17 protein-coding genes are annotated in these 21,397 nt (G+C 71.8%); 5 read left to right on the forward strand and 12 right to left on the reverse strand.

What is annotated here, in order from left to right; translation table 11 throughout:
* Positions 1 to 26: 26 nt before the first annotated feature.
* The 3 genes from ACQPXG_RS41210 to ACQPXG_RS41220 all read right to left on the reverse strand — a co-directional run bounded on the left by ACQPXG_RS41210 (position 27) and on the right by ACQPXG_RS41220 (position 4,249).
* Positions 27 to 1,085, reverse strand: a complete 1,059-nt coding sequence (locus ACQPXG_RS41210) for a BMP family lipoprotein (RefSeq protein ID WP_433464575.1) — start codon at positions 1,083 to 1,085, stop codon at positions 27 to 29.
* 313 nt (positions 1,086 to 1,398) lie between these two features.
* Positions 1,399 to 2,643 carry a M20 family metallopeptidase gene (locus tag ACQPXG_RS41215; protein ID WP_433470140.1) on the reverse strand — a complete coding sequence of 415 codons (1,245 nt, stop codon included), beginning with the start codon at positions 2,641 to 2,643 and terminating at the stop codon, positions 1,399 to 1,401.
* A 439-nt stretch (positions 2,644 to 3,082) separates the two neighbouring features.
* A complete protein-coding gene (locus tag ACQPXG_RS41220; RefSeq protein ID WP_433464576.1) occupies positions 3,083 to 4,249 on the reverse strand; it encodes a glutamate--cysteine ligase in 1,167 nt (388 codons plus the stop codon).
* A gap of 540 nt (positions 4,250 to 4,789) precedes the next feature.
* Here ACQPXG_RS41220 and ACQPXG_RS41225 point away from each other — a divergent pair.
* Together ACQPXG_RS41225 and ACQPXG_RS41230 are read left to right on the forward strand one after the other, a co-directional pair.
* Positions 4,790 to 5,959 carry a D-alanyl-D-alanine carboxypeptidase family protein gene (locus tag ACQPXG_RS41225; protein ID WP_433464577.1) on the forward strand — a complete coding sequence of 390 codons (1,170 nt, stop codon included), beginning with the start codon at positions 4,790 to 4,792 and terminating at the stop codon, positions 5,957 to 5,959.
* Positions 5,960 to 6,115: 156 nt separating this feature from the next.
* A complete protein-coding gene (locus ACQPXG_RS41230) occupies positions 6,116 to 6,544 on the forward strand; it encodes a nuclear transport factor 2 family protein (protein WP_433464578.1) in 429 nt (142 codons plus the stop codon).
* On the opposite strand, the gene ACQPXG_RS41235 is transcribed toward ACQPXG_RS41230, so the two are convergent.
* From ACQPXG_RS41235 to ACQPXG_RS41250, 4 genes are all read right to left on the reverse strand, one after another.
* On the reverse strand, positions 6,514 to 7,569 hold the full coding sequence (locus ACQPXG_RS41235) for a YihY/virulence factor BrkB family protein (RefSeq protein WP_433464579.1): 1,056 nt from the start codon (positions 7,567 to 7,569) through the stop codon (positions 6,514 to 6,516). The two genes, ACQPXG_RS41230 and ACQPXG_RS41235, sit on opposite strands and share 31 nt — an antisense overlap.
* A gap of 69 nt (positions 7,570 to 7,638) precedes the next feature.
* On the reverse strand, positions 7,639 to 8,271 hold the full coding sequence (locus tag ACQPXG_RS41240; protein WP_433464580.1) for a 2'-5' RNA ligase family protein: 633 nt from the start codon (positions 8,269 to 8,271) through the stop codon (positions 7,639 to 7,641).
* Positions 8,261 to 9,337 carry a tryptophan--tRNA ligase gene (gene trpS / locus ACQPXG_RS41245; protein WP_433470141.1) on the reverse strand — a complete coding sequence of 359 codons (1,077 nt, stop codon included), beginning with the start codon at positions 9,335 to 9,337 and terminating at the stop codon, positions 8,261 to 8,263. The genes ACQPXG_RS41240 and trpS overlap by 11 nt, the downstream gene beginning before the upstream one ends.
* 18 nt (positions 9,338 to 9,355) lie before the next feature.
* Positions 9,356 to 10,381, reverse strand: a complete 1,026-nt coding sequence (locus ACQPXG_RS41250) for a hemolysin family protein (protein ID WP_433464581.1) — start codon at positions 10,379 to 10,381, stop codon at positions 9,356 to 9,358.
* An 80-nt stretch (positions 10,382 to 10,461) separates the two neighbouring features.
* On the opposite strand from ACQPXG_RS41250, the gene galE reads away from it, so the two are divergent.
* Together galE and galK are read left to right on the forward strand one after the other, a co-directional pair.
* Complete coding sequence (gene galE, locus ACQPXG_RS41255) at positions 10,462 to 11,415, forward strand: UDP-glucose 4-epimerase GalE (RefSeq protein ID WP_433464582.1); 954 nt, start codon at positions 10,462 to 10,464, stop codon at positions 11,413 to 11,415.
* Complete coding sequence (gene galK, locus ACQPXG_RS41260; RefSeq protein WP_433470142.1) at positions 11,412 to 12,548, forward strand: galactokinase; 1,137 nt, start codon at positions 11,412 to 11,414, stop codon at positions 12,546 to 12,548. The genes galE and galK overlap by 4 nt, the downstream gene beginning before the upstream one ends.
* On the opposite strand, the gene ACQPXG_RS41265 is transcribed toward galK, so the two are convergent.
* Entirely contained in the window at positions 12,541 to 15,192 is a 2,652-nt protein-coding gene (locus ACQPXG_RS41265) for a hypothetical protein (protein ID WP_433464583.1), read from the reverse strand. The genes galK and ACQPXG_RS41265 overlap by 8 nt on opposite strands.
* On the reverse strand, positions 15,179 to 16,954 hold the full coding sequence (locus ACQPXG_RS41270) for an HSP90 family protein (protein ID WP_433464584.1): 1,776 nt from the start codon (positions 16,952 to 16,954) through the stop codon (positions 15,179 to 15,181). Before ACQPXG_RS41270 ends, ACQPXG_RS41265 begins: the two co-directional genes overlap by 14 nt.
* 272 nt (positions 16,955 to 17,226) lie before the next feature.
* Here ACQPXG_RS41270 and ACQPXG_RS41275 point away from each other — a divergent pair, with 272 nt between their 5' ends.
* Entirely contained in the window at positions 17,227 to 18,291 is a 1,065-nt protein-coding gene (locus tag ACQPXG_RS41275; protein WP_433464585.1) for a class I SAM-dependent methyltransferase, read from the forward strand.
* A 59-nt stretch (positions 18,292 to 18,350) separates the two neighbouring features.
* Here ACQPXG_RS41275 and ACQPXG_RS41280 read toward each other — a convergent pair whose 3' ends face one another.
* The 3 genes from ACQPXG_RS41280 to ACQPXG_RS41290 all read right to left on the reverse strand — a co-directional run bounded on the left by ACQPXG_RS41280 (position 18,351) and on the right by ACQPXG_RS41290 (position 21,372).
* Positions 18,351 to 19,340, reverse strand: a complete 990-nt coding sequence (locus ACQPXG_RS41280) for a malate dehydrogenase (protein WP_433464586.1) — start codon at positions 19,338 to 19,340, stop codon at positions 18,351 to 18,353.
* Between the two features lie 235 nt (positions 19,341 to 19,575).
* Positions 19,576 to 20,793, reverse strand: coding sequence for an NADP-dependent isocitrate dehydrogenase (locus ACQPXG_RS41285; RefSeq protein ID WP_433464587.1), 1,218 nt, complete (start codon positions 20,791 to 20,793; stop codon positions 19,576 to 19,578).
* Positions 20,794 to 20,931: 138 nt separating this feature from the next.
* On the reverse strand, positions 20,932 to 21,372 hold the full coding sequence (locus ACQPXG_RS41290; protein ID WP_433464588.1) for a DUF3017 domain-containing protein: 441 nt from the start codon (positions 21,370 to 21,372) through the stop codon (positions 20,932 to 20,934).
* Between the last annotated feature and the right edge of the window lie 25 nt (positions 21,373 to 21,397).

Here is a 21,397-nt window from a genome sequence, read left to right on the forward strand (position 1 = left end):
AGGGATCCCGCACCCCGGCCGCGGCGTCAGGCCTTGGTCGGAACCGTGATCTTGCCGCTGACGATGTCGGCCTTCAGCTCGTCCAGCTTGGCCTTGATGTCGTCCACATGGCCGCCGGACGTCGCGTAGCCGATGCCGTTGTTCTGCAGGTTGTACTGCTTGGTACCGGCCTTGAAGCTGCCGTTGGCGACGCTCTCGACGAAGTCGTACACCGCGACGTCCACGTGCTTCTCCATGGACGTCAGGATGTAGTCCTTCACGCCGGCGACCGCGGGCTGGTTGTACTGGTCGGAGTCGACGCCGATGGCCCACTTCTTGGCCGCGCCGACGGTCTTGATGACGCCGATGCCCGCACCTCCGGCGGCGTGGTAGATCACGTCCGCGTTCTGGTCGAGCTGGCCCTTGGCCGCCTCGTTGCCGAGGCCGGCGTCCTTGAAGCCGTTGAAGTTGGGCGGCTGCGTCAGGTACTTGGCCGGCAGCACCTTGATGCCCGGCTTGGCCTTCTTCGCGCCGGCCTGGTACCCGGCGAAGAACTTGTTGATCAGTGGCACGTTGACGCCGCCGATGAACCCGATCGTGCCGGTCTTGGACTTCAGCGCCGCGGCGGCGCCGACCAGGTAGGAGCCCTGCTCCTCGGAGAAGCACGCGCCGCTGACGTTCGCGCCCTCGACCTTGCACTGGTCGGCGTCGACGACCAGGAACTTGGTGTTCGGGAAGTCCTTGGCGACCTTGTTGATCGAGGCGGTGTAGGCGAAGCCCACGCCGATGACCGGGTTGTAGCCCTTGTTGGCCAGCAGCCGCAGGCGGGACTCCTTGTCGGAGTCCGGCTCGTCCGGCTTGGCCGAGATCTCCTCGGTCTTGACGTCGAGGTCCTTCTTGGCCTTGTCGAGGCCCGCGGCGGCCGAGTCGTTGAAGGACTGGTCACCACGGCCGCCGATGTCGAAGGCGAGACCGATCTTGAGGGTCTTCTTGCCGCCCTCGTCACCGCCGCCGGTGTCCGCCTTCTTGCCACCGCACGCGGAAGCGCTGAGCGTCAGCGCCGCACCCGTCACGGTGACGAGCGAAATCTTGAGTCCACGGCGCAAGGTAGCGCTCCTTCCGTTCCCCACCCACGGTCCGGCGACCGGTCCGGTCACCGAAATCGATCGGACGCTACCTCGCGAATGCGGGCAAACTTCCCGCTTGCACCGTTTCGCAATAGGTCCGTTACCAATGCGTACGCATATCGCCACAGGTCAGCGCGGCAGTCAGCGCCGTGGACCGGTGCGCGGGGCCACCGTGTCAGGAGATGCCCCGGAGACCGGGAGGCCGGGTCGGACGGCTACACACGGTGATCGGACCGGGTGATCAAGCCGGGGACCAGGCAGGAGCTTCGAGCGGGAGGCTCAGGGGAAGTGTTCAGGCCAGGGCCGCGCCCTCGATCGGCTCGGTGTCGCCGGGACGGCCGCCCTCCCACAGCGCGGTCAGCGCGGTGGCGCTGAGCACCCGCATGCCGACCGCGATGCACCGCTCGTCCACGTCGAAGTCGCCGCGGTGCAGGTCGTACTCGCCGGGAGAACCGGGGGTGCGGACGCCGAGCCGGGCGAGCGCGCCCGGGATCGACTCCAGGTACCAGCCGAAGTCCTCGCCGCCGAGGCTCTGCGGGGTGGGCACGACGCCCTCCTCGTCCATCACCTGCGCGGCGGCGTCCCGGAACATCTGGACGCTGGCGGCCTCGTTCACGGTCGGCGGGACGCCCCGGACGTACTCCAGTGACGCCTCCACGTCGTAGGCCGCGGCGACCGACTGCAGCAGCGCCTTCATCATCTCCGGGGCCCGGTGCCACGCCTCGTCGTCCAGGCAGCGGACGGTGCCCTCGGCGATCCCGTCGTCGGGGATGGCGTTGGCGACGGACCCGGCCGAGACCCGTCCCCACACCAGCGACAGGCTGGAGCGCGGGTCGACGCGCCGGGACAGCGCGGACGGCAGCTCGGTGACGATCTTGGCAAGCGCGTAGACCAGGTCGGCGGTCAGGTGCGGCCGGGCGGTGTGCCCGCCGGGCCCGGTGACCTTCACGTACACCTTGTCGCACGCCGCGGTGATCGGGCCGGTGCGCAGTCCGAGCTGGCCGACCTCGATGCGGGGGTCGCAGTGCAGCGCGAACGCGCGGTCCACGCCCGCGATGCCGCCGGCCGCCATCACGTCCAGCGCGCCGCCGGGGGTCTCCTCGGCGGGCTGGAACAGCAGCCGGACGCGGCCGGGCAGCAGCCCCGCCTCCGCCTGCTGCGCCAGGAACAGGCCCGCGCCCAGCACCATCGTGGTGTGCACGTCGTGGCCGCACGCGTGCGCGACGCCCGGAACCGTCGACCGGTACTCGACGCCCTCCTTCTCGTCCTGGAGGGGGAGCGCGTCGATGTCGGCCCGCAGCGCCACCGTCGTGCCGTCGGCGGGGCCGATGTCGCAGAACAGGCCGGTGCCCTTCGGCAGGATCACCGGGTCCAGGCCCGCCGCGCGGAGCCGCTCGGCGATCCTGCGGGTGGTGCGGTGCTCGGCGTAGCCCAGCTCGGGGTGCATGTGCAGGTCGCGCCGGAACGCGATCAGCTCGTCCTCGTGCTCGGCGAGGAACGCGTCGAGCTGCGGCTGCAGCACGGCGCCGCCGAGCACGGCGGGGAAGCCTGCGACGGCCGCCAGCCCCGGCCGGCCCTGCTCCTCCTCCGCACCTTCGGAGACCGCGCCCTGTATCTCGGGTCGCGGCGCCTCGGGGTGCCGTGGGGCGGGTCGCCGTGCGGGCTCGCCGGACGCCGTCGTCCCGTTCACGCGGGCGGCCGCGGAGCCGGTGTCGAGGCCCTCGGAGCCCACAGGTCCCGGGGCGGTGGGTGGTTCAAGGCCGGGCATCACCCCGGGTCCCGGATGAGTCATGTGCGCCCCCTGCGCGAGGGCGGAGCCGAACGGGCTCCGCCCGGTGGTCTTCTGGTCGGTTTCACGAGCCTTGCTGTTCGCGGGGTCCGTCCCGGCCGGTTCGGCCGGGCCGGCGTCCCCCTGCGCGGCGGGGTCGGCGTTCGCGGGTCCGGCGTCGGCGGGCTCGGTCGAGCGCCTCGGCTGCTCACGCTCCGGCATGTGCGACCTCCCCCAGTGTGACGAACCTGTCCTCCGCGAGCTCGGCGATCGCCGCGTCGACGATGTTCTCCAGCGTCCCGCCCTCGGCGCGGATCGCGCGCTGACGTTCGTACGGGGCTCCGTGCTCCAGCACCTCGCCCGCGACCTTGAGCTCCTCCGCGCAGCCGAGCCGGTCGGCCACCGGTTCCAGCTCCCTGATCAGCTCGTACAGATCGTCGCGGAGCGGTGCGGTGTTCCCAGTGTCGTCGGTGATGATGATGGCGTCGAGACCGTACCTGGTCGCGCGCCACTTGTTGTCGCGCACCACCCAGGCGGCCGGCCGCGGCAGGGTGTAGCCGCGGTCGAGCTGCTGCTCGAAGAGCGTGACCAGACTCTGGCACAGAGCGGCGGCCATGCCCACCTCACGCAAGGTGGGGATGCCGTCGAACATCCTGATCTCCACCGTGCCGAAGTCGGGATGCGGGCGGATGTCCCACCAGACCTCTTTGATGCTCCTTATGGTTCCGGAACGCATCAGGGTGTCCATGTAATCCTCGAAGGCCGCCCAGTCGTCCAACAGGTGGGGCGGCCCGGCCGTCGGCATCTGGCCGAAGACGACCGAACGGCAGGACGCGAGGCCGGTGTCGCTGCCGCTCCAGAACGGGCTGGACGCGGTGAGCGCGAGGAAGTGCGGAAGATAGGACGAGAGAGCGTTGACGATCGGGATCACCTTGGCGCCGTCGGAGACGCCGACGTGGACGTGAACGCCGAACGTCTGGATGCGCCGGGCCAGCCACTGCATCTCCTCGACCAGCTGGGCGTAGCGCCCCATGGGCGCCATCACGGCGTCCCGCCAGTCGCTGATCGGGTGGGTGCCGGTGCAGGCCAGCGCGATACCGCGGTCGGCCGCGGCGATCCGCAGGGCGGCGAGCGTGCCGGAGAGGTCGGCCTTGGCCTCCCCGACGGTGTCGCAGATACCGGTCACGACCTCTACCGTCGACTCCATGAGCTCATGCCGGACGGGCGGGTTGTCGCCGTCCTCGCTGAGCGAAGGCAGGGCGGCGAGCACCTCGCGTGCGTCCTGCCGCAGGTGCCTGGTCTCCGCATCGACGAGCTGGATCTCCCACTCGACGCCGAGCGTCGCCCCGTTCGATGCGTTGAAGTCAATGGCCACGGCCAACCTCCGTCCACAATCCTTGCAGGTCGTTGCGTGGCACGTGGCGCTATTCAGCCAGCGGGTCCCTAAGCCTGGACAAACGCCGGTCCAGGTCACGTGTTCGCTCCATGATGACGTCCGAGCGCGCCACCCTGCCGGGTGTCCATGCCCTTTGCGGATCAATTGACTCATGCGGGCCGTCGGTGGGCGCGTGGGGGTCCTACTTTTCGGTCATCGATCTTGCCTTCGGCATCACTAGATCGAACTAGTCAGCCGGTCCCAAAATACCTTCCATGACGGACTGTGACCAATACTGAGCGTCCCTTACGTACCGTGAGATCACCTGTGCACCCGGCGTCGCGTCCGTCCCGTGCTTGCCGTATTCGTGATCGGGTACCCCTTCGTCGGATACGTCGCCTAGTCTTCGGGGGAGTCATGGGCGTTGGGCGCATGCGCGTCGGGAGCGATGGCGCTTCCACGGGAGTGAGGAGCGTCGGGAGCTTGCGACCACAGCGACGAGGGCCGGACGGCGTCCGCCGTGCCCTTACGGTGATCACCGTGCCGGTCACGGCCGCCTCGCTCGCGACGGGCCCCGCCCTGGTCGCAGCGCCCGCCACGGCCGCGTCCCCGGCCGCGCCGGCGGCCGAGACGGTCGGCGGTCCGCAGCTCGCGAGCCGGGGCATCGTCGTCAACAGGGCCCCCGGGGTTCCCGCGCCGCCGAAGATCAACGCCTCCTCGTACATGATCGCGGACGCGGACACCGGCCAGGTCCTCGCCGCCAAGGACCCGCACGGCCACTACCTCCCGGCCAGCACGATCAAGACGCTGACCGCGCTCACGCTCGTCCCGAAGCTGGACCCGAACCGGCTCGTCCGGCCGTCCCAGAAGGCGTGCGACGTCGAGGGCACCAAGGTCGGGCTGACCCCGAAGATGAAGTACAAGGTCAACGAGCTGTTCCACGCGATGCTGATGATGTCCGCCAACGACGCGGCGTTCACGCTGGCCGAGGCCGACGGGGGCGTGAAGAAGACGCTCGCCGACATGAACGCCGAGGCGAAGCGCATCAACGCGCACGACACCCTCGCCGCGTCGCCGAACGGGCTCGACAAGGACCTCGGGCTGAACGTCCGGACGCAGCACACCTCCGCCTACGACCTCGCGCTCATCCTGCGCGAGGGCATGAAGAACCCCGAGTACCGCGCCTACATGCAGGCGATCGACTTCAAGTTCCCGGCGCCGCCCACGAAGAAGCAGCGCAAGAAGGGCGTGAAGGTCGGCGGATACCCGATCCACACGCACAACCACATGCTGCCGGGCGAGGGCCAGGAGTACGCCGGGATGCTCGGCGGCAAGAACGGCTTCACGCTCGCCGCGCAGCAGACCTTCGTCGCCGAGGCGCGGCGCGGCGGGCACACGATCGTGATCTCGCTGATGAAGGCGGACCGGCCGCCGTCCCCGTACGCGGCCAAGCTGCTCAACTGGGGCTTCACCGCCCGCGGCAAGGTGCAGCCGGTCGGCACGCTGGTCCCGCCCGGCGACGCCGAGCAGACCAAGAAGCGCGACTCCGGCGTGCTGCCGGACGCCCCGCTCGCCTCGGACGACTCGTCCCGCATGTGGCTGCTCGTCGGCGGCGGCACGGCCGGGGCGCTGCTCGCGATCGCGGTGCTGTTCGTGGTGCTGCGGCGGCGGCGCCGCCTGGAGGCGGCCCGCAACCGCGCCGGCAGGTAGGCGGCACCGGCCGGTGAAGCCGGCCGGTAAAGCTTCTCTCACCCCGAGCCCACGGCTCTGGTACGCGCGCGCCCGGCGGGCTTACGCTCACGATGGCGCCGGTGACCTCGCCGCTGCCGCGGGACGGCGGGCCGGCGCCGCGGGAGGAACGGCGTCATGTCCGACTTGTACGTCTCCGTGCCCGGTGCGTCCGTCCTTGAGCACCCCAACGTCACGCTGCTGAAGGACGGCTACACGGCGTTCGCCAAGGGCGACATGGCCCTCATCCGCGAGCTCCTCGCCGACGACGTCGTCCACCGCGTCCCTGGGCGCGGGCCCATCTGCGGCGAGTACCGGACGCCCGAGGAGGTCCTCGGCTTCTACGTCCGGCTGTTCGAGCTGTCCGGCGGGACGTTCCGCGCCGAGCCGTACTCGGTGATGGCCAACGACGAGTACGGCGCGGCCCTCGTGCAGACCTACGCCGAACGCCCGGGCCGGGTCCTGGACGGCCGCGGGGTGGACCTGTTCCGCTTCCGGGACGGGAAGATCACCGAGATCCGGACGCTGGCCGAGGATCAGTACGCCGACGACGCCTTCTGGTCCTGAGCCGGGCCGGTCCCGGACGGCTCGGCCTTTCTCCGGGGCGCCTGGGCCTCGTCGGCGCGTTCCTGGAGCGCCTCGGCCTCCGCACGGTCGGCGACGTTCTCCGGATCGGCGGCGTCGGCGGTGAGGACGACGCGGCGGGTGGCCGTCCAGGCGGCGACGAACAGCGCGAACCGGGTCGCGATGTTGATCCACACCATCAGCCCGACCAGCACGGCGAACGTGCCGTAGACCGGGTTCTGCGTGGTCCGGCCGACCAGGATCGCCGCGATCTGCTTGAGGACCTCGAACCCGACCGCGCCGAACACCGCGCCCCGGATGATCCGCCGCCAGGGCGCCCGCGTCCCCGACAGCCGCGTGAACAGCACCAGGAAGACCACGGTGTCGAAGAAGATCGCGCAGGCCAGCGACAGCAGCCGCAGCCCGGTGCCGGCCCCGGGGACGTCCTGCATCCCGAGCCATCCCAGAACGGTGTGGGTGGTGGACGTGGCGACCGTCGTCACCGCCATGCCGCAGACCAGGATCAGGCCGAGGAAGGCCAGGACGGCCAGGTCCCACAGCCGCTTCAGGAAGAAGTTACCGCCGCCTCCCGGCTCGTTCCCCCAGATGTCGCGCAGGGACTCGCGCAGCACCTGCACCCAGCCGAGGCCGGTGACCAGCAGCGCGACCAGCCCGACGACCCCGACGGCCGTCTTGGACCGGGCGATCTGCTCGACGTCCAGCTGACCGGCGAGCCCGGGCAGCTGCGAGCCGATCGCCCGGACGAAGTAGTCGCGGGCCTCGTCGCTGACCCCGAGGAGATAGCCGAGCAGCGCGTACGCCAGCGCCAGCAGCGGGAAGAAGGACAGGAACGCGTAGCAGGTGAGGGCGGCGGCGAGCCGGTCGCCGCGGCGCTCCCGGTACCGCTCGAACGCGCGGGCCTGGTGGTCGAGCCACCGCGAGCGGCGCCGCGAGCGGCGCAGCAGGTCCTTGCCTTTGCCGAACAGAGACTCGCTCTGCCGCTGCACCCTGTTGATCACCTGCCGCATGTACGCAACGTACCCAGCGGAGACCACTCGATGCGGCAGACCGTAATCAACCGTTCAACAGAGCGTTTTTCACCCATTCCGTCCCGGCGAGGGCACGACGCCACCACCGAAGAAGAAGTCGCATTGCGGGCGCCACACGCCGTCCAGCCCATGCTCGTAAAGGGAGAACCCCCACGCCTCGAAGTCGGCGCTGTAGCCGGCGAGCTCCTTGAACGCCTGGTCCATGACGTCGTCGGGCAGGTGGTGGGCGATGGTGACGTGCGGGTGGTACGGGAACGGCAGCGGCCGGGCGAGCGGGCCCGACAGAACCTTCGCCTGGACGCGCTCGCAGCCCCCGATTCCCTCGGCGAGCGCCACGAACACGACCGGGGACACCGGTCGGAACGTTCCGCTGCCGCGCAGCCTGATCGGGAACGGCCGCTCGGTGGCCGCGACGCCGCGCAGATGCTCCTCGACGGCGTCCAGGTCGGACCCGCGCACCTCGGTGGGCGGCAGCAGCGTGATGTGCGTCGGGATCGCATGGGCGAGGGGATCGCCGAACGAGGCGCGCCTGGCCTGGAGGAACGCTCCGTGCGGGTCCGGGATGGGGATGGCGACGCCGATCGCGCGAATCCCGTCGCCGGAAGACGCGGCGCCACTCGCGGAGGGCGCCTCGCCGGTGCCCTCCGCGGCGTCGTCGTGTGGGGGACGGTCAGCGACCACGTCCCACGAATCCCACCCGTTCGCGCACCGTCTCCATCGTCCCGGCGGCGACCTCGGAGGCGCGCTCGGCTCCCACGGCGAGCAGCCGGTCGAGCTGCTCCTCGTCGTCCAGCAGCTTGAGCGTGCGCTCCCTGATCGGCGTGAACGTGTCGAGGACGAGCTGTGCGAGGTCCTTCTTGAACTGGCCGTAGCCGGAGCCCTCGTAGCGGCGCTCCAGGTCGGGGACGGACGTGCCCTCCAGCGCGGAGTAGATCCGCAGCAGGTTGGTGACGCCGGCCTTCTTCTCCTCGTCGTAGACGACCTCGGAACCGGTGTCGGTGACCGCGCGCATGATCTTCTTGCGCATCGGGCCGGGCTCCTCCAGCACGTCGATGATCCCCTGCGGCGAGGACGCCGACTTGCTCATCTTCGCGCCCGGCTCCTGCAGGTCGGTGATCTTCGCGGCGCCCTCGGGGATGTGCGCGTCCGGCAGCACGAACGTGTCGCCGAACCGGTGGTTGAACCGCTGCGCGAGCGTGCGGGTCAACTCCAGGTGCTGCCGCTGGTCCTCGCCGACCGGGACGCGCAGCGCCCGCTCCTCACGGGTGGGGTCGGGCGAGTAGAGCAGGATGTCGGCGGCCTGCAGGATCGGGTAGGTGAACAGGCCGACGCTCGTCCCGCCGGTGCCCTGCTTGGACGACTTGTCCTTGAACTGGGTCATCCGCCCCGCCTCGCCGAACCCGGTGAGGCAGCTGAGCACCCACGCCAGCTCGGCGTGCTCGGGGACGTGGCTCTGCACGAACACGGTGGCGCGCTCGGGGTCCAGCCCCATCGCGAGGAGCTGCGCGACGGCGACCTTCGTGCGGCGGCGCAGCAGCGCGGGATCGTGCTCGATCGTGATGGCGTGCAGGTCGACCACGCAGTAGAAGGCCTCGTGCGTGTCCTGCATCGAGACCCACTGCCGGAGCGCGCCCAGATAGTTGCCGAGGTGGAACGAGTCGGCGGTGGGCTGGATACCGGACAGCACGCGCGGCGGGGCCGCGGCGGTTCCGGCGTCGGACGCTTCGGGGCTGGGCGCTTCGGGCATCTGCACGGATCGATTCTCTCAGGTGTCACCGGAGGCTCGGCCGCCGGTGGCCTGCCGGGCGGCCGGCCCGTTGCCGGGGCCGGCGCCGGGACCGGTGGCGGCGTCGCCGGTCGCCGCCCGCGGGGTCGCGGACGGCGTGCCGGGCGGCACCGGTACGGCCTGCGGCGTCGCCCGCGGCATGACGCGCACGCGGGCCACCCGCCGGCCGTCCATCCGGGCCACCGCGAGGCGGCGGCCGCCGGCCTCCACCGAGTCGCCCTCGGCGGGCACGCGGCGCAGCACCGCCATGATGTGCCCGGCGACCGTCTCGTACGGGCCGTCCGGCAGCCGGATGCCGGTCTCGGCGGCGAAGTCGTCCAGGTTGAGCAGGCCGTCGACCTCGACCACCCCGCCGTGCAGGCGCCGTGCCTGCGCGTCCTGCACATCATATTCGTCGCGGATGTCGCCGATGAGCTCCTCCAGGAGGTCCTCCAGCGTGACGATCCCGGCGACGCCGCCGTACTCGTCCATGACGATCGCCAGGTGGCAGCCCTCGCGGCGCATCTCCGACAGCGCCGGCAGCACCCGTTTGGAGGACGGCAGGAACTTCACCGGCCGCACCAGGCCCCCCACCGGCCCCTCCCCCTCGGGGCCGCCGGGCGCCAGCAGGTCTCGGATGTGGACGAAGCCGATCACCTCGTCGTGGGAGTCGAGGCAGACGGGGAACCGGGAGTGCGGGCTGCCCGCGGCGAGCCTCGCGGCGGCGGTCAGCGGGAGCGCCGCGTCCAGGAACACCACCTCGGTGCGCGGGACGAGGACCTCCCGCAGCGGCCGCTCCCCGGCCGCGAACACCTCCCCGATCAACGCGCGTTCGTCCGCGGTGAGCTGCGTGTTCTCCGCCACGAGGGCGCGCATCCGCTCCGCGGTGATCTCCTCCCGCAGGGCGTGCGGGTCGCCGCCCGACAGCCGCACGACGAGGTCGGTCGAGCTCGACAGCAGCCACACCAGCGGGCGCGCCAGCCTGCGCGCGGGCCCCGCGGGCGGCCTCGGCGGCCTCCGGTCCATGCGTTCAGCCTTCCCCGTTCGGCGTTCCGGATAGCCTGGACGCACCCGTCGTCCAAGAGTCTCGCCGTGGAGGTCCGTCAGTGAAGCTGCTCGTCACCGGAGGCGCCGGCTACATCGGCAGTGTCGTCTCCGCTCTGCTCCTGGAGGCGGGGCACGAGGTCGTCGTCCTGGACGACCTGTCCACCGGGCACGAGGACGCGGTGCCCGAGGGCGCCCGGCTGGTGCGCGGCACGCTGCGCGACAAGGCGGCGGAGCTCCTCGGCGGCGGCGGGTTCGAGGCCGTGCTGCACTTCGCGGCCAAGTCCCTCGTCGGCGAGTCGGTCGAGAAGCCCGGCCTGTACTGGGACAAGAACCTCGGCGAGTCGCTGGCGCTGCTGGACGCGATGCGCGTCGCCGGCGTCCCCCGGATCGTGTTCTCCTCCACGGCCGCCACCTACGGCGAGCCGGAGTCGACGCCGATCCTGGAGACCGACCCGACCCGCCCGACCAACCCCTACGGCGCGTCCAAGCTGGCGATCGACACGGCGCTGGCCGAGTACGCGCGCCTGCACGGCATCGGCGGGGTCTCGCTGCGGTACTTCAACGTGGCGGGCGCGCACGGGCGGCACGGCGAGCGGCACACCGTCGAGACGCACCTGATCCCGAACGTGCTGAAGATCGCGCAGGGGGACGGCGACACGGTGCGCATGTTCGGCGACGACTACCCGACTCCGGACGGCACCTGCATCCGCGACTACATCCACGTGACCGACCTCGGCCGCGCCCACCTCCTCGCGCTGGACGCCTGCGCGCCGGGCACGCACCAGATCTTCAACCTGGGCAGCGGCACCGGCAACTCCGTCCGGGAGGTCGTCGAGGTCTGCCGCGAGGTCACCGGCCGCGACATCCCGGCCGAGGTGGCGCCGCGCCGCGCCGGGGACCCGGCCGTGCTGGTCGCCTCCTCCGAGAAGATCCAGGCGGAGCTCGGCTGGAAGCCGGAGCGGGACCTGCGCACCATGGTCGGCGACGCGTGGACGTTCCTGCGGTCGCGATGACCGAGGCGTTCCGCGCGGCGTTCGGGCGGCCCGCCGAAGGCGTGTGGCACGCGCCGGGCCGGGTCAACCTGATCGGCGAGCACACCGACTACAACGACGGCTTCGTCCTGCCGTTCGCCCTGTCCCGCGGCGTCTCGGTCGCCGCCGCCCGGCGTGACGACGGTGTGCTGGAGGTCCGCTCCCTGCAGGCCCCCGCCACCGTCACGGCCCCGGTGGACGGCGGGACGGTCGTCTCCGAGAACTGGCCGTCCGACCGGGCGTGGGCGGCGTACCCGGTGGGGGTCGCCCGCGTCCTGCGCGAGCACGGCACCGGCGGCGCGTCCCTCCTGGTCGACTCCGACCTGCCGCAGGGCGCCGGTCTCTCCTCGTCCGCGGCGCTGGAGTGCGCGACCGCGCTCGCGCTCCGCGACCTGTACGGCGTGGACATCGACCGGCCGGCGCTGGCGCGGCTGGCGCAGCGGGCCGAGAACGAGCAGGTCGGCATGCCGTGCGGGCTGATGGACCAGTCGGCGTCCCTGCTCTGCACGCCCGGCCACGCCCTGATGCTCGACTGCCGCAGCGAACTGTCGGCGCAGGTCCCCTTCGACCCGGCCGCGTCGGACATGACGCTCCTGGTGATCAACACGCGCGCCTCGCACACCCTGACCGGCGGCGACTACGGCCGCCGCCGCGCCGAGTGCGAGGAGGCCGCGGAGCTGCTCGGCGTCGCGGCGCTGCGCGACGTGAAGGACCTCGCCGCCGCCCTCGGGGCGCTGCGCGACCCCGTGCTGCGCCGCCGCGTCCAGCATGTCGTCACCGAGAACCACCGCGTCGAGGCCGCCGTCGGCCTGCTGCGCGCCGGGGCCCTGCCCGAGCTCGGCGCGATGCTGAACGCCTCGCACCTCTCCCTCCGCGACGAGTTCGAGATCTCCTGGCCAGAGGCCGACGCGACCGTCGACGCCGCCCTCCGCGCGGGCGCCCGGGGCGGACGCATGGTGGGCGGCGGCTTCGGCGGCTCCGTCATCGTCCTCACCTCCACGGCCCGCGCCCAGCAGGTGCGCGACGCGATCACGGCCGCGTACGAGAAGCGCTCCTGGACGCCGCCCGAGTTCCTGGAGGCGCCCCCCTCACAGGGCGCCCACCGCGTCAGCTGAGGGCCGACCTGATGTCGGTGTGGAGCCGGGTGGCCTCTTCGGCGGCATCGGTCTCGTTGAGTGTGGTGAAGCCGTCCGCTGCGGCGGAGGCGTGGGAGGCGGCCTCGGGGAGGCGGCCGACCTGGGCGAGGATCCGGGCCTGGTCGTAGGAGACGAGGGCCGTCTCCCAGATGCGGGCGGGCTCGTTGTCCGGAGGGAGGCCCGCCAGGGCCGCGCGGGCGGTGTCCATGGCGGTGAGGGCCCTGTCGGCGTCGCCGCTCCAGAACAGGCACATCGCGGCGCGGCGGCGGGTGCGGACCATGCCGTACGGGTCGCCGGCCTTCTCGTAGGACTCGGCCGCCTCGGCGAACCGTTCGGCGGCCTGGGCGTCCTTGTCGAGGGCGGTCAGGACGCCGGCGGCCTCGTCGAGGAAGTGCGCGACGGCGTCGTGGCGGCCGTCCCGCGCGGCGTCCTCGGCGAGGGAGCCGAACGTCGCGGCGGCGTCCTCCTCCCCCATCCCCTTCTGCGCGTGGGCGAGGATGAGGCGGCAACGCTGCCCGGCGTCGCCGTCGAGGTTCGGCAGCGCCTCCTCGGCGACCTCGGCGGCCTCGAAATTGCGGCCCGTGGCCAGGTAGCCGGCGGCGAGGTCCACGCGCAGCTGAACTGCCTGCTCATGGGCGCCCTGCGCCGTCCAGGCGGCGATGGCCTCCGCGAGGTCGGCGACGGCGTCGGCGGGGCGGTCGGCGGCGAGGAACGCGAGCCCGCGCTCGGAGTGCGCCGAGGCGCGCATCGGCGACGCGCCGGGCAGCGCGGCGATCACCTCGTCGAGCAGGGGGAACGTCTCCTCGTCCGGGCCGTCCTCCCGCCGCGCCAGGACGCGGGCGAGAAGCAGGCCGGGCGAGGCGACCGTCTCGGGTTCGCCGGACGTGCGCGCCGCGTCGATGGAGCGGCGCAGCGCCGCCGCGGCCTCGTCGGTGTCGCCCTTCTGAAGAAGCGCCTGTCCCCGCAGGAACCACAGTTCGCCGGCACGGTCGGGCGCGTCGTCCGGAACGACCCCGTCCAGCGCGGCGAGCGCGTCCGCCGGGCGGTCGAACCGCACATAGGCGGTGGCCAGGCGGAGCAGGGCGGCCGTGGCGTCGCCGTCCTCCCCCGGGTGCGCGGCGAGGTGGCCGGCCGACGCGATCACCTGCTCAAGCCCGCCGTCGTCGCCCAGGTCGATGCGCAGCGCGCCGAGACGGCCGAGCGTGCGGTGGCGGCGCGTCTCGTCGCCCAGCTCGGCGAAGAGCCGGACCGCCTCCTCCCAGCACGCGACCGCGCCGTGGCCGTCGCCGTCCACGGCGTGCTCGACGCCCCGGCCGTCCAGGCGGCGGGCCTTCTGCAAGGGCGTCGGCTCGGTGGTCTCGGCGACGGCGTCGAACCGCCGCCACGCCGCCCGCATGCCGTCCAGGTCGTTGTCCGCGCGGCGCCGGTCCACGAGGTCGAGGAGCTCGCCGAGGTCGTCCACGGAGGTCAGGTCGTCCTGCGGGACGGGCGGCGGGGCGGGCGCCGGCGCGGGACGGCGGTGATGGGCGGCCAGCGGGACGAAGCCGGCGACCGGTTCGGCCGCCAGCGTGGCACGCACTCTGCCGCCCTGGTGGGACGTGCCGTTGCGGGCGTCGAACCGGTCCGCCAGGGCCGTGGCGCGTTCCGCCAGTTCCGTGTGGAGCTCCGGCAGCGGCACATCGGCCGCCGCGCGCCCGTCGGCGGCCGGGCGGCGGATCGTCGCCGCGCCGTGCCCGGCCGCGGCGACCCGGTCCAGGACGAGGGCCGCCGCGGCGGAGAACTCCATGTCGGCGTGCGCGCTCGGGGCCCGGTCGAGCCAGCCGAGATGCCGCTGCAGGATCTCCAGTCCGCGCGCCTCGTTGCCGGTGACCGCGCAGAACTCCAGGTGCTCGGCGATGTCGCTGAGGTCGGCGAGGCGCGCCCGGTGCACCCGGTAGGCGCGGCGGTGCGCGTCGGCGGCCTGCTCGCCGCGGCCGGTGCGCAGGTAGACGGGCAGCAGCGCGGTCTGGATGGACTGCGGCTGCTCGTTGCAGGACAGCCGCGAGCTCAGCACGGGCGCGGCGATCTCGAACGCCTCCTCGTACCGTCCTGCCTCGACGAGGTGGCGGGCCATGCCGGTGGGATCGCAGCCCTCGCAGTCGGACAGGTCGTCCCGCTCGGCGGTGCGCCACTTCAGGTACCACTCGTCCGCCGACCCGTCGCCGATGTGCCGCGCCACCACGTTGCGGTAGTGGTACACCGCCTGGAGGCTGTGCCCGGCCGCCTTGTAGCGCCGCTCCATGTCGTCCAGGACGGCGTAGGCCCGGTCCAGCGGGATCTCCGGGAAAAGGGTGAGGGAGCTGACCGCCGCCTTCATCTGCCACAGGAGGCTGTGCGTCTCGTCGAACCGGGCAGGGTCGCGGTCGTGCTCGGCCAGCGTGCGGCCGAAAGTCGCGAACGCCTTCGCGGGCTCGCCTCCGTACCGGTACGCGTCCGTCAGCCGGACCCGCACATGGAACGCCAGCACCTCGTCCCCGGCCGCCTCCGCGCGGCGCAGCGCGTCCTCGACCAGGACGGTGCGCGCCTCCCCGTAGGGCAGCTCCTGCGACCGCGCCATCAGCGCGTAGACGTCATCCGTGCTCATTCGGCGCCTCCGGCGAGTGGACGGCCCACTCCAGCAGGCCGATGAAGGAACGGTTCAGGACCGCCGTGTCGGCGGGCCGCAGTGGATGGTGGCCGAGCAGCAGCGCCTGCCCGTACAGGGCCTGGACGGCCAGTTCGACCGGCCCGTCGTCGCCGAGGGACGTGACGCGCCGCGCCAGCGGGTTGCGATGGTTCAGCACAAGCTGGGGCCGGTCGGCGCTCGCTGAGGCGTTGACCGCGCCGAGCACGTCCGCCCACAGCTCGTCGGCCTCCTCCTGCGCGCGCGTGAGCTCCTGACGGAACTGTGCGTCGCGGCTGGTCAGGTAGAGAGCGGGCAGGGAGGCCGGGTCGAAGTCGCGGACGACCACCTCGCACCCGAGCCGCTCCACGGCCCGCTGCGCCGCCGCCAGGAACGGCCGCAGCGCCAGCTCCGTGGCGGGGTCGAGGACGCCGAACGTGGTGGTCAGCTCCGCCGCGTCCAGCCGGGCGAGCCGGATGTCGGGGTCCAGGTCGGGCAGCCGTTCGATGATCTCGGTGTCGTGGACGTAGCCGCCGTTGACGAGCCCGACCCCCTGCGCGCCCGCGACCGCCGACAGCCGCCGGAACTCGTCCACGCTCGCGGTGAACCGGCCGTCCGGGTGCCGCCGGCGGAACTCGTGCAGCGTCATCGGCCCGGCGGACGTCTCGTACTCCAGCCACCGGTCGACGATCCGCAGCATGTCGTCGTCGTGCAGCGCCATCGCCTTCACGCCGAGCTGGTGCAGCCGCAGGAACGAGCGCAGCTTCGCCGGGTCGGTCTCGGCGAGCTTCACCAGCCACTGCCGCAGGACGTCACCGAGCCGCTGCCGCGTCGAGTCGAGCAGCTCGTCTTCGTAGAGCGCCTCACGGCTCGCCGTCGGCCGGAGCTCCCCCGCGTCCACGACGCACCGGGCGAAGAACGCCCACTCCGGCAGCAGCCCCTCCACGTTCTCCGCGAGGAGCATCCGCTTCAGGTAGACGCGATGCGCGGCGCGCGCGGACGGCGACACCGGCTCCGGCAGAACGAACGCGACCCCCGTCAGCCCCGCCTCCGGCACGTCGAGATCCACCACGTCGAACGGCGTGAACCCGTACAGCTCCTCGCAGTACCGCCCCAGCGCCCGCCTGCGCGCGGCCGGGTCGCGGTAGGACGCGCGCCAGGGCGGCCCGTCCCCGGTGACGGCGGTGCCGTCCACGACCAGCTCGACCGGGAGGAGCGACCCGTACGTCCGGGCCAGCTCGGCGACGACCGGCGGACTCAGCAGCTCGCCGGCCCCCGGCCGGGCCCGCAACGTGACCGTCGTGCCCGGCTCGTCGCGCTCGCCGGGCTCGACCCGGTAGCTGCCCTCGGAGCGGCCCGTCCATCTGACGGCGGCACCGCCCCGGGCGGCCCGGGTCACGACCTCGATCTCGTCCGCGACGAGGAAGGCCGACAGCAACCCGATCCCGAACTGCCCGAGGAAGTCGTGCCGCGCGAAGCCCAGCTCGTCCCGCTTGGACGACCGGCCGATCGTCGCCAGCAGCGTGTGCACCTCGTCCTCGGTCAGCCCCACGCCGTCGTCGTGGACCCGCAGCGTCCCGCCACCGGTCTCGATCTCGACCCGGCCGCCCTCGCCCCGCGCCGTGATCGCGTCCACCGCGTTCTGCAGCAGCTCCCGCAGATACACCCGCGGGCTGGCGTAGAGATGGCGGCTCAGCAGATCCACCACCCCACGCAGATCCACCTGAAATGCCTGTTCCGCCACCGGCGCGCCTCCCCCGATCACATTGCGAGCGGATCACACCATAGCGACCACTACCGACGCCTTCAGATCTTTTGCGACCGCCACTGTCCGATCAGCCTCGGCCTCCCATCTGTGGTGGAGCGCGGCGGGGCCGGGTGCCGCGGACCTCGACCGTGAAGAGTGATGGCTTCCCCCGGATCCGGCAAATACTTGGCGCCCCGCTCCCCCTCACCGTCCCGGCCACGATAGGGACGAAGAGGGGAAACGATGCCGTTCTGATCCGAGGAGGGACCGTGTCACCGGACGCCACGCGGCAGGAGGAGTTCACCGGCCTCATGGTCGACGTGCTCAACAAGGGGACGCTGGCCCTCCTCGTGAGCGTCGGCCACCAGACCGGCCTGTTCGACACCATGAGCACGCTGCCCCCCTCCACGAGCAGCGACATCGCCAAGGCGGCGCACCTCGACGAGCGCTACGTACGCGAGTGGCTGGGCGGCATGGTCGTCGGCGGCATCCTGGAGTACGAGCCGGACGGCGCGACGTACACACTGCCCCCCGAACACGCCGCCTCGCTCACCACCGCCGCCGGGCCCGACAACCTCGCCGGGTTCACGCCGTACATCGCGCTGATGGGCGAGGTCGAGCAGCAGGTCATCGCGTCCTTCCGCAACGGCGGCGGCGTCCCCTACTCCGCGTACCCCCGTTTCCAGGCCCTCCAGGCGCAGGAGACGGCACGCGTGTACGACGCGGCCCTCGTCGACACGATCGTCCCGATGGCCCCGGGCCTCACCGAACGGCTACGCGACGGCATCGACGTCCTGGACGTGGGAACCGGCCAGGGACACGCCCCCGTCGTCCTGGCCCAGGCCTTCCCACGCAGCCGCTTCCACGGCCTCGACCAGTCGGAGGAGGGCATCGCGGCCGGCCGCCGGGAGGCCGACCGGCTGTCCCTGGACAACGTCTCCTACACGATCGGCGACGCGACGCAGATCACCGGACGGTACGACCTGGTCACCGCCTTCGACGTCATCCACGACCTGGCCCGGCCGCAGGAGACCCTGGACGCCATCGCCGCGTCCCTCCGCGACGGCGGCATCTTCCTGATGGGCGACATCGCCGCGTCCAGCAACCTGGAGGAGAACCTCGATCATCCCTTCGGGCCCGCGCTCTACAGCTTCTCGGTCTTCTACTGCATGACCACCTCGCTGAGCAGCGGCGGCGCCGGTCTCGGCACGGTCTGGGGGGAGCAGACCGCCCGGCGGATGCTCGGGGACGCCGGCTTCACCGACGTCCAGGCCCACTCGGTCGAAGGGGACCCGCTGAACGTCTACTACGTGGCGACGACCACCCCCGCCTGATGTGACCGGACGCGAGAGGGCCCCGGACCTGTGTGGTCCGGGGCCCGTCCACCGGTGGCTCAGATGAGGCCGAGCTTGCGGACCGCCTCGCGCTCCTCGGACAGTTCGTTCACCGAAGCGTCGATGCGGGCACGGGAGAAGTCGTTGATGTCCAGGCCCTGGACGATCTCCCACTTACCGTCCTTCGTGGTGACCGGGAAGGACGAGATCAGGCCCTCGGGGACGCCGTAGGAGCCGTCCGAGACGACCGCCATGGACGTCCAGTCGCCGTCGGCGGTGCCGTTCACCCACGTGTGCACGTGGTCGATCGCGGCCGAGGCGGCGCTCGCCGCCGAGGACGCGCCCCGGGCCTCGATGATCGCGGCACCGCGCTTGGCGACGGTCGGGATGAAGTCGTTCTCCAGCCAGGTCTGGTCGTTCACCGTCTCGGCGGCGTTCTTGCCGGCGATCTCGGCGTGGAAGATGTCCGGGTACTGGGTGGCGGAGTGGTTGCCCCAGATCGTCAGCTTCCTGAGGTCGGCGACCGAGACGGCCGCCTTCTTCGACAGCTGCGCGAGCGCGCGGTTGTGGTCGAGGCGCGTCATCGCGGTGAAGCGGTCGGCCGGGACGTCCGGCGCGTGCGACTGCGCGATCAGCGCGTTCGTGTTCGCCGGGTTCCCGACGACGAGGACCTTGACGTCGTCGGCCGCGCCGGCGTTGATCGCCTCGCCCTGCGGCTTGAAGATGCCGCCGTTGGCCTCCAGCAGGTCGCCGCGCTCCATGCCCTTCGTGCGCGGGCGGGCGCCGACGAGCAGCGCCACGTTCGTCCCCTCGAACGCCTTCGTCGCGTCGTCGAGGATGTCGATGCCGGACAGCAGCGGGAACGCGCAGTCGTCCAGTTCCATCGCGGTGCCCTCGGCGGCCTTCACCGCCTGCGGAATCTCCAGCAGCCGCAGGCGTACGGGCACGTCCGCGCCGAGGAGGTGCCCGGACGCGATGCGGAACAGCAGCGCGTAGCCGATCTGGCCCGCCGCGCCGGTAACGGTAACGGTGACTGGGGTGCGAGTCATGCGTCCTTCTTCTGCTGTGACCTGACGGGGCTCAGGCGGCCATCCTTCGAACCCGACCGCCGGAGAGTCCGCCCGCGCGGGTTCTCTCGCCGTCGAGATAGTTCCGGAGTTCAGGCTATCGCGCGCCCCCTCCCCGCCACCCCCCAGGTGCACCGCCCGGCATGGCGCCCGCCCCCGCGAACGCGGAAGGCCGCCCCGGACGACATCCGGGACGGCCCTCCAAGTGCGGCGCGGGTCAGCCGTTGATCTTCTTCTGGAGGTTGGTGTCGAGCGCCTCCAGGAATTCCTGCGTGGTCAGCCAGGGCGTCTCGCGGCCGACGAGCAGAGCCAGGTCCTTGGTCATCTGGCCGCCCTCGACCGTCTTGACGCAGACCTCTTCGAGCGCGCGGGCGAAACCGATGAGCTCCTTGTTGCCGTCGAGCTTGCCTCGGTGGTCGAGGCCGCGCGTCCAGGCGAAGATCGACGCGATGGGGTTGGTCGACGTCGGCTTGCCCTGCTGGTGCTGCCGGTAGTGCCGGGTCACCGTGCCGTGCGCGGCCTCGGCCTCGACGGTCTTGCCGTCCGGGGTCATGAGGACGGACGTCATGAGGCCGAGCGAGCCGAAGCCCTGCGCGAGGGTGTCGGACTGGACGTCGCCGTCGTAGTTCTTGGCGGCCCAGACGAACCCGCCCTCCCACTTGAGCGCCGCGGCGACCATGTCGTCGATGAGGCGGTGCTCGTAGGTGAGGCCCTTGGACTCGAAGTCGGCCTTGAACTCGGACTCGTAGATCTCCTGGAAGAGGTCCTTGAACCGGCCGTCGTAGGCCTTGAGGATCGTGTTCTTGGTCGACATGTACAGCGGCATCTCGCGGCTCAGCGCGTACCGCATGCTCGTCCGGGCGAAGTCGCGGATCGAGTCGTCGTAGTTGTACATGCCCATGGCGACGCCGCCGCCGGAGAAGTCCGCGATCTCGAACTCCATCGGCTCGTCGCCGTTCTCGGGCGTGTAGGTGATCGTCACCTTGCCCGGGCCCGGCACGACGAAGTCGGTGGCCTTGTACTGGTCGCCGTGCGCGTGGCGGCCGATGATGATCGGCTTCGTCCAGCCGGGGACCAGGCGGGGGATGTTGGACGCAACGATCGGCTCGCGGAAGATGACGCCGCCCAGGATGTTGCGGATCGTCCCGTTCGGGGACCGCCACATCTTCTTCAGGCCGAACTCCTCGACGCGCGCCTCGTCGGGGGTGATGGTCGCGCACTTGACGCCGACGCCGTACTGCTTGATGGCGTTGGCGGCGTCGACGGTGACCTGGTCGTCCGTGGCGTCACGGTGCTCGATTCCCAGGTCGTAGTACTTCAGGTCAACATCGAGGTAGGGCAGGATCAGCTGGTCCTTGATGAATTTCCAGATGATCCGCGTCATTTCGTCGCCGTCGAGTTCGACGACCGGGCCCGCTACTTTGATCTTGGGCATGCTGTTGCTGTCCCTTTCCTACACCTGGCCAGCAGTCCTTGTAAGGCTCAACTGGCTAGGCTAGCCGAGGCGGTCATGAGGTCTAGACCTGCCCTCGGCCCGCGACCCGCCGGATCCGCCTCCAGCTGCGACGACGCGCTAGTCCGGCGGACCGCCCCCCGGCACCGAAGCGCGTCCGGCGATGAGAAGTCTCACACCGCGCACCAGCATCGTGAGCGCGATCACCACGCCGAACGCGCCGGCGAGGACGAGCCCGGTCTTGTTCACCGGCGGGACGCTCAGCGACACGAACGCGACCATCTCGCCGAGGATCACGAGCGTCCAGCAGTCGACGGACCGGCTCCGGACGGCGAGCGGCCCGAGCTGGGACTCGGGCAGCAGCAGCCGGGCGAGCGCGCCGATGAGGAGCGCGGCGGCCATCAAGCCGGAGCCTTTGCGGAAGTAGTTGAAGGCGCACAGCGTGAGCCCGGCGCCGACGCCGCTGAGCACGAGGAGGTACGGCAGCTGCGCGAGCCAGTGCGGCGCGGCGCCCGTGCGGCGCGGCGCCTTGCGCCTGCGCCGGTGCACCTGGGTGCTCATGGTCCTCACGGTATAGGCAATCGCG

Origin of the sequence: Spirillospora sp. CA-128828, from assembly GCF_050945415.1 — a bacterium.
GTDB lineage: Bacteria > Actinomycetota > Actinomycetes > Streptosporangiales > Streptosporangiaceae > Spirillospora.

Excerpts from the sequence above, each read along its gene's own strand:
- ACQPXG_RS41230 (WP_433464578.1), top strand. The coding sequence starts at position 6,116 with ATGTCCGACTTGTACGTCTCCGTGCCCGGTGCGTCCGTCCTTGAGCAC.
- ACQPXG_RS41235 (WP_433464579.1), bottom strand. The coding sequence starts at position 7,569 with ATGCGGCAGGTGATCAACAGGGTGCAGCGGCAGAGCGAGTCTCTGTTC.
- trpS (WP_433470141.1), bottom strand. The coding sequence starts at position 9,337 with ATGCCCGAAGCGCCCAGCCCCGAAGCGTCCGACGCCGGAACCGCCGCG.
- ACQPXG_RS41250 (WP_433464581.1), bottom strand. The coding sequence starts at position 10,381 with ATGGACCGGAGGCCGCCGAGGCCGCCCGCGGGGCCCGCGCGCAGGCTG.
- galK (WP_433470142.1), top strand. The coding sequence starts at position 11,412 with ATGACCGAGGCGTTCCGCGCGGCGTTCGGGCGGCCCGCCGAAGGCGTG.
- ACQPXG_RS41265 (WP_433464583.1), bottom strand. The coding sequence starts at position 15,192 with ATGAGCACGGATGACGTCTACGCGCTGATGGCGCGGTCGCAGGAGCTG.
- ACQPXG_RS41280 (WP_433464586.1), bottom strand. The coding sequence starts at position 19,340 with ATGACTCGCACCCCAGTCACCGTTACCGTTACCGGCGCGGCGGGCCAG.
- ACQPXG_RS41285 (WP_433464587.1), bottom strand. The coding sequence starts at position 20,793 with ATGCCCAAGATCAAAGTAGCGGGCCCGGTCGTCGAACTCGACGGCGAC.
- ACQPXG_RS41290 (WP_433464588.1), bottom strand. The coding sequence starts at position 21,372 with ATGAGCACCCAGGTGCACCGGCGCAGGCGCAAGGCGCCGCGCCGCACG.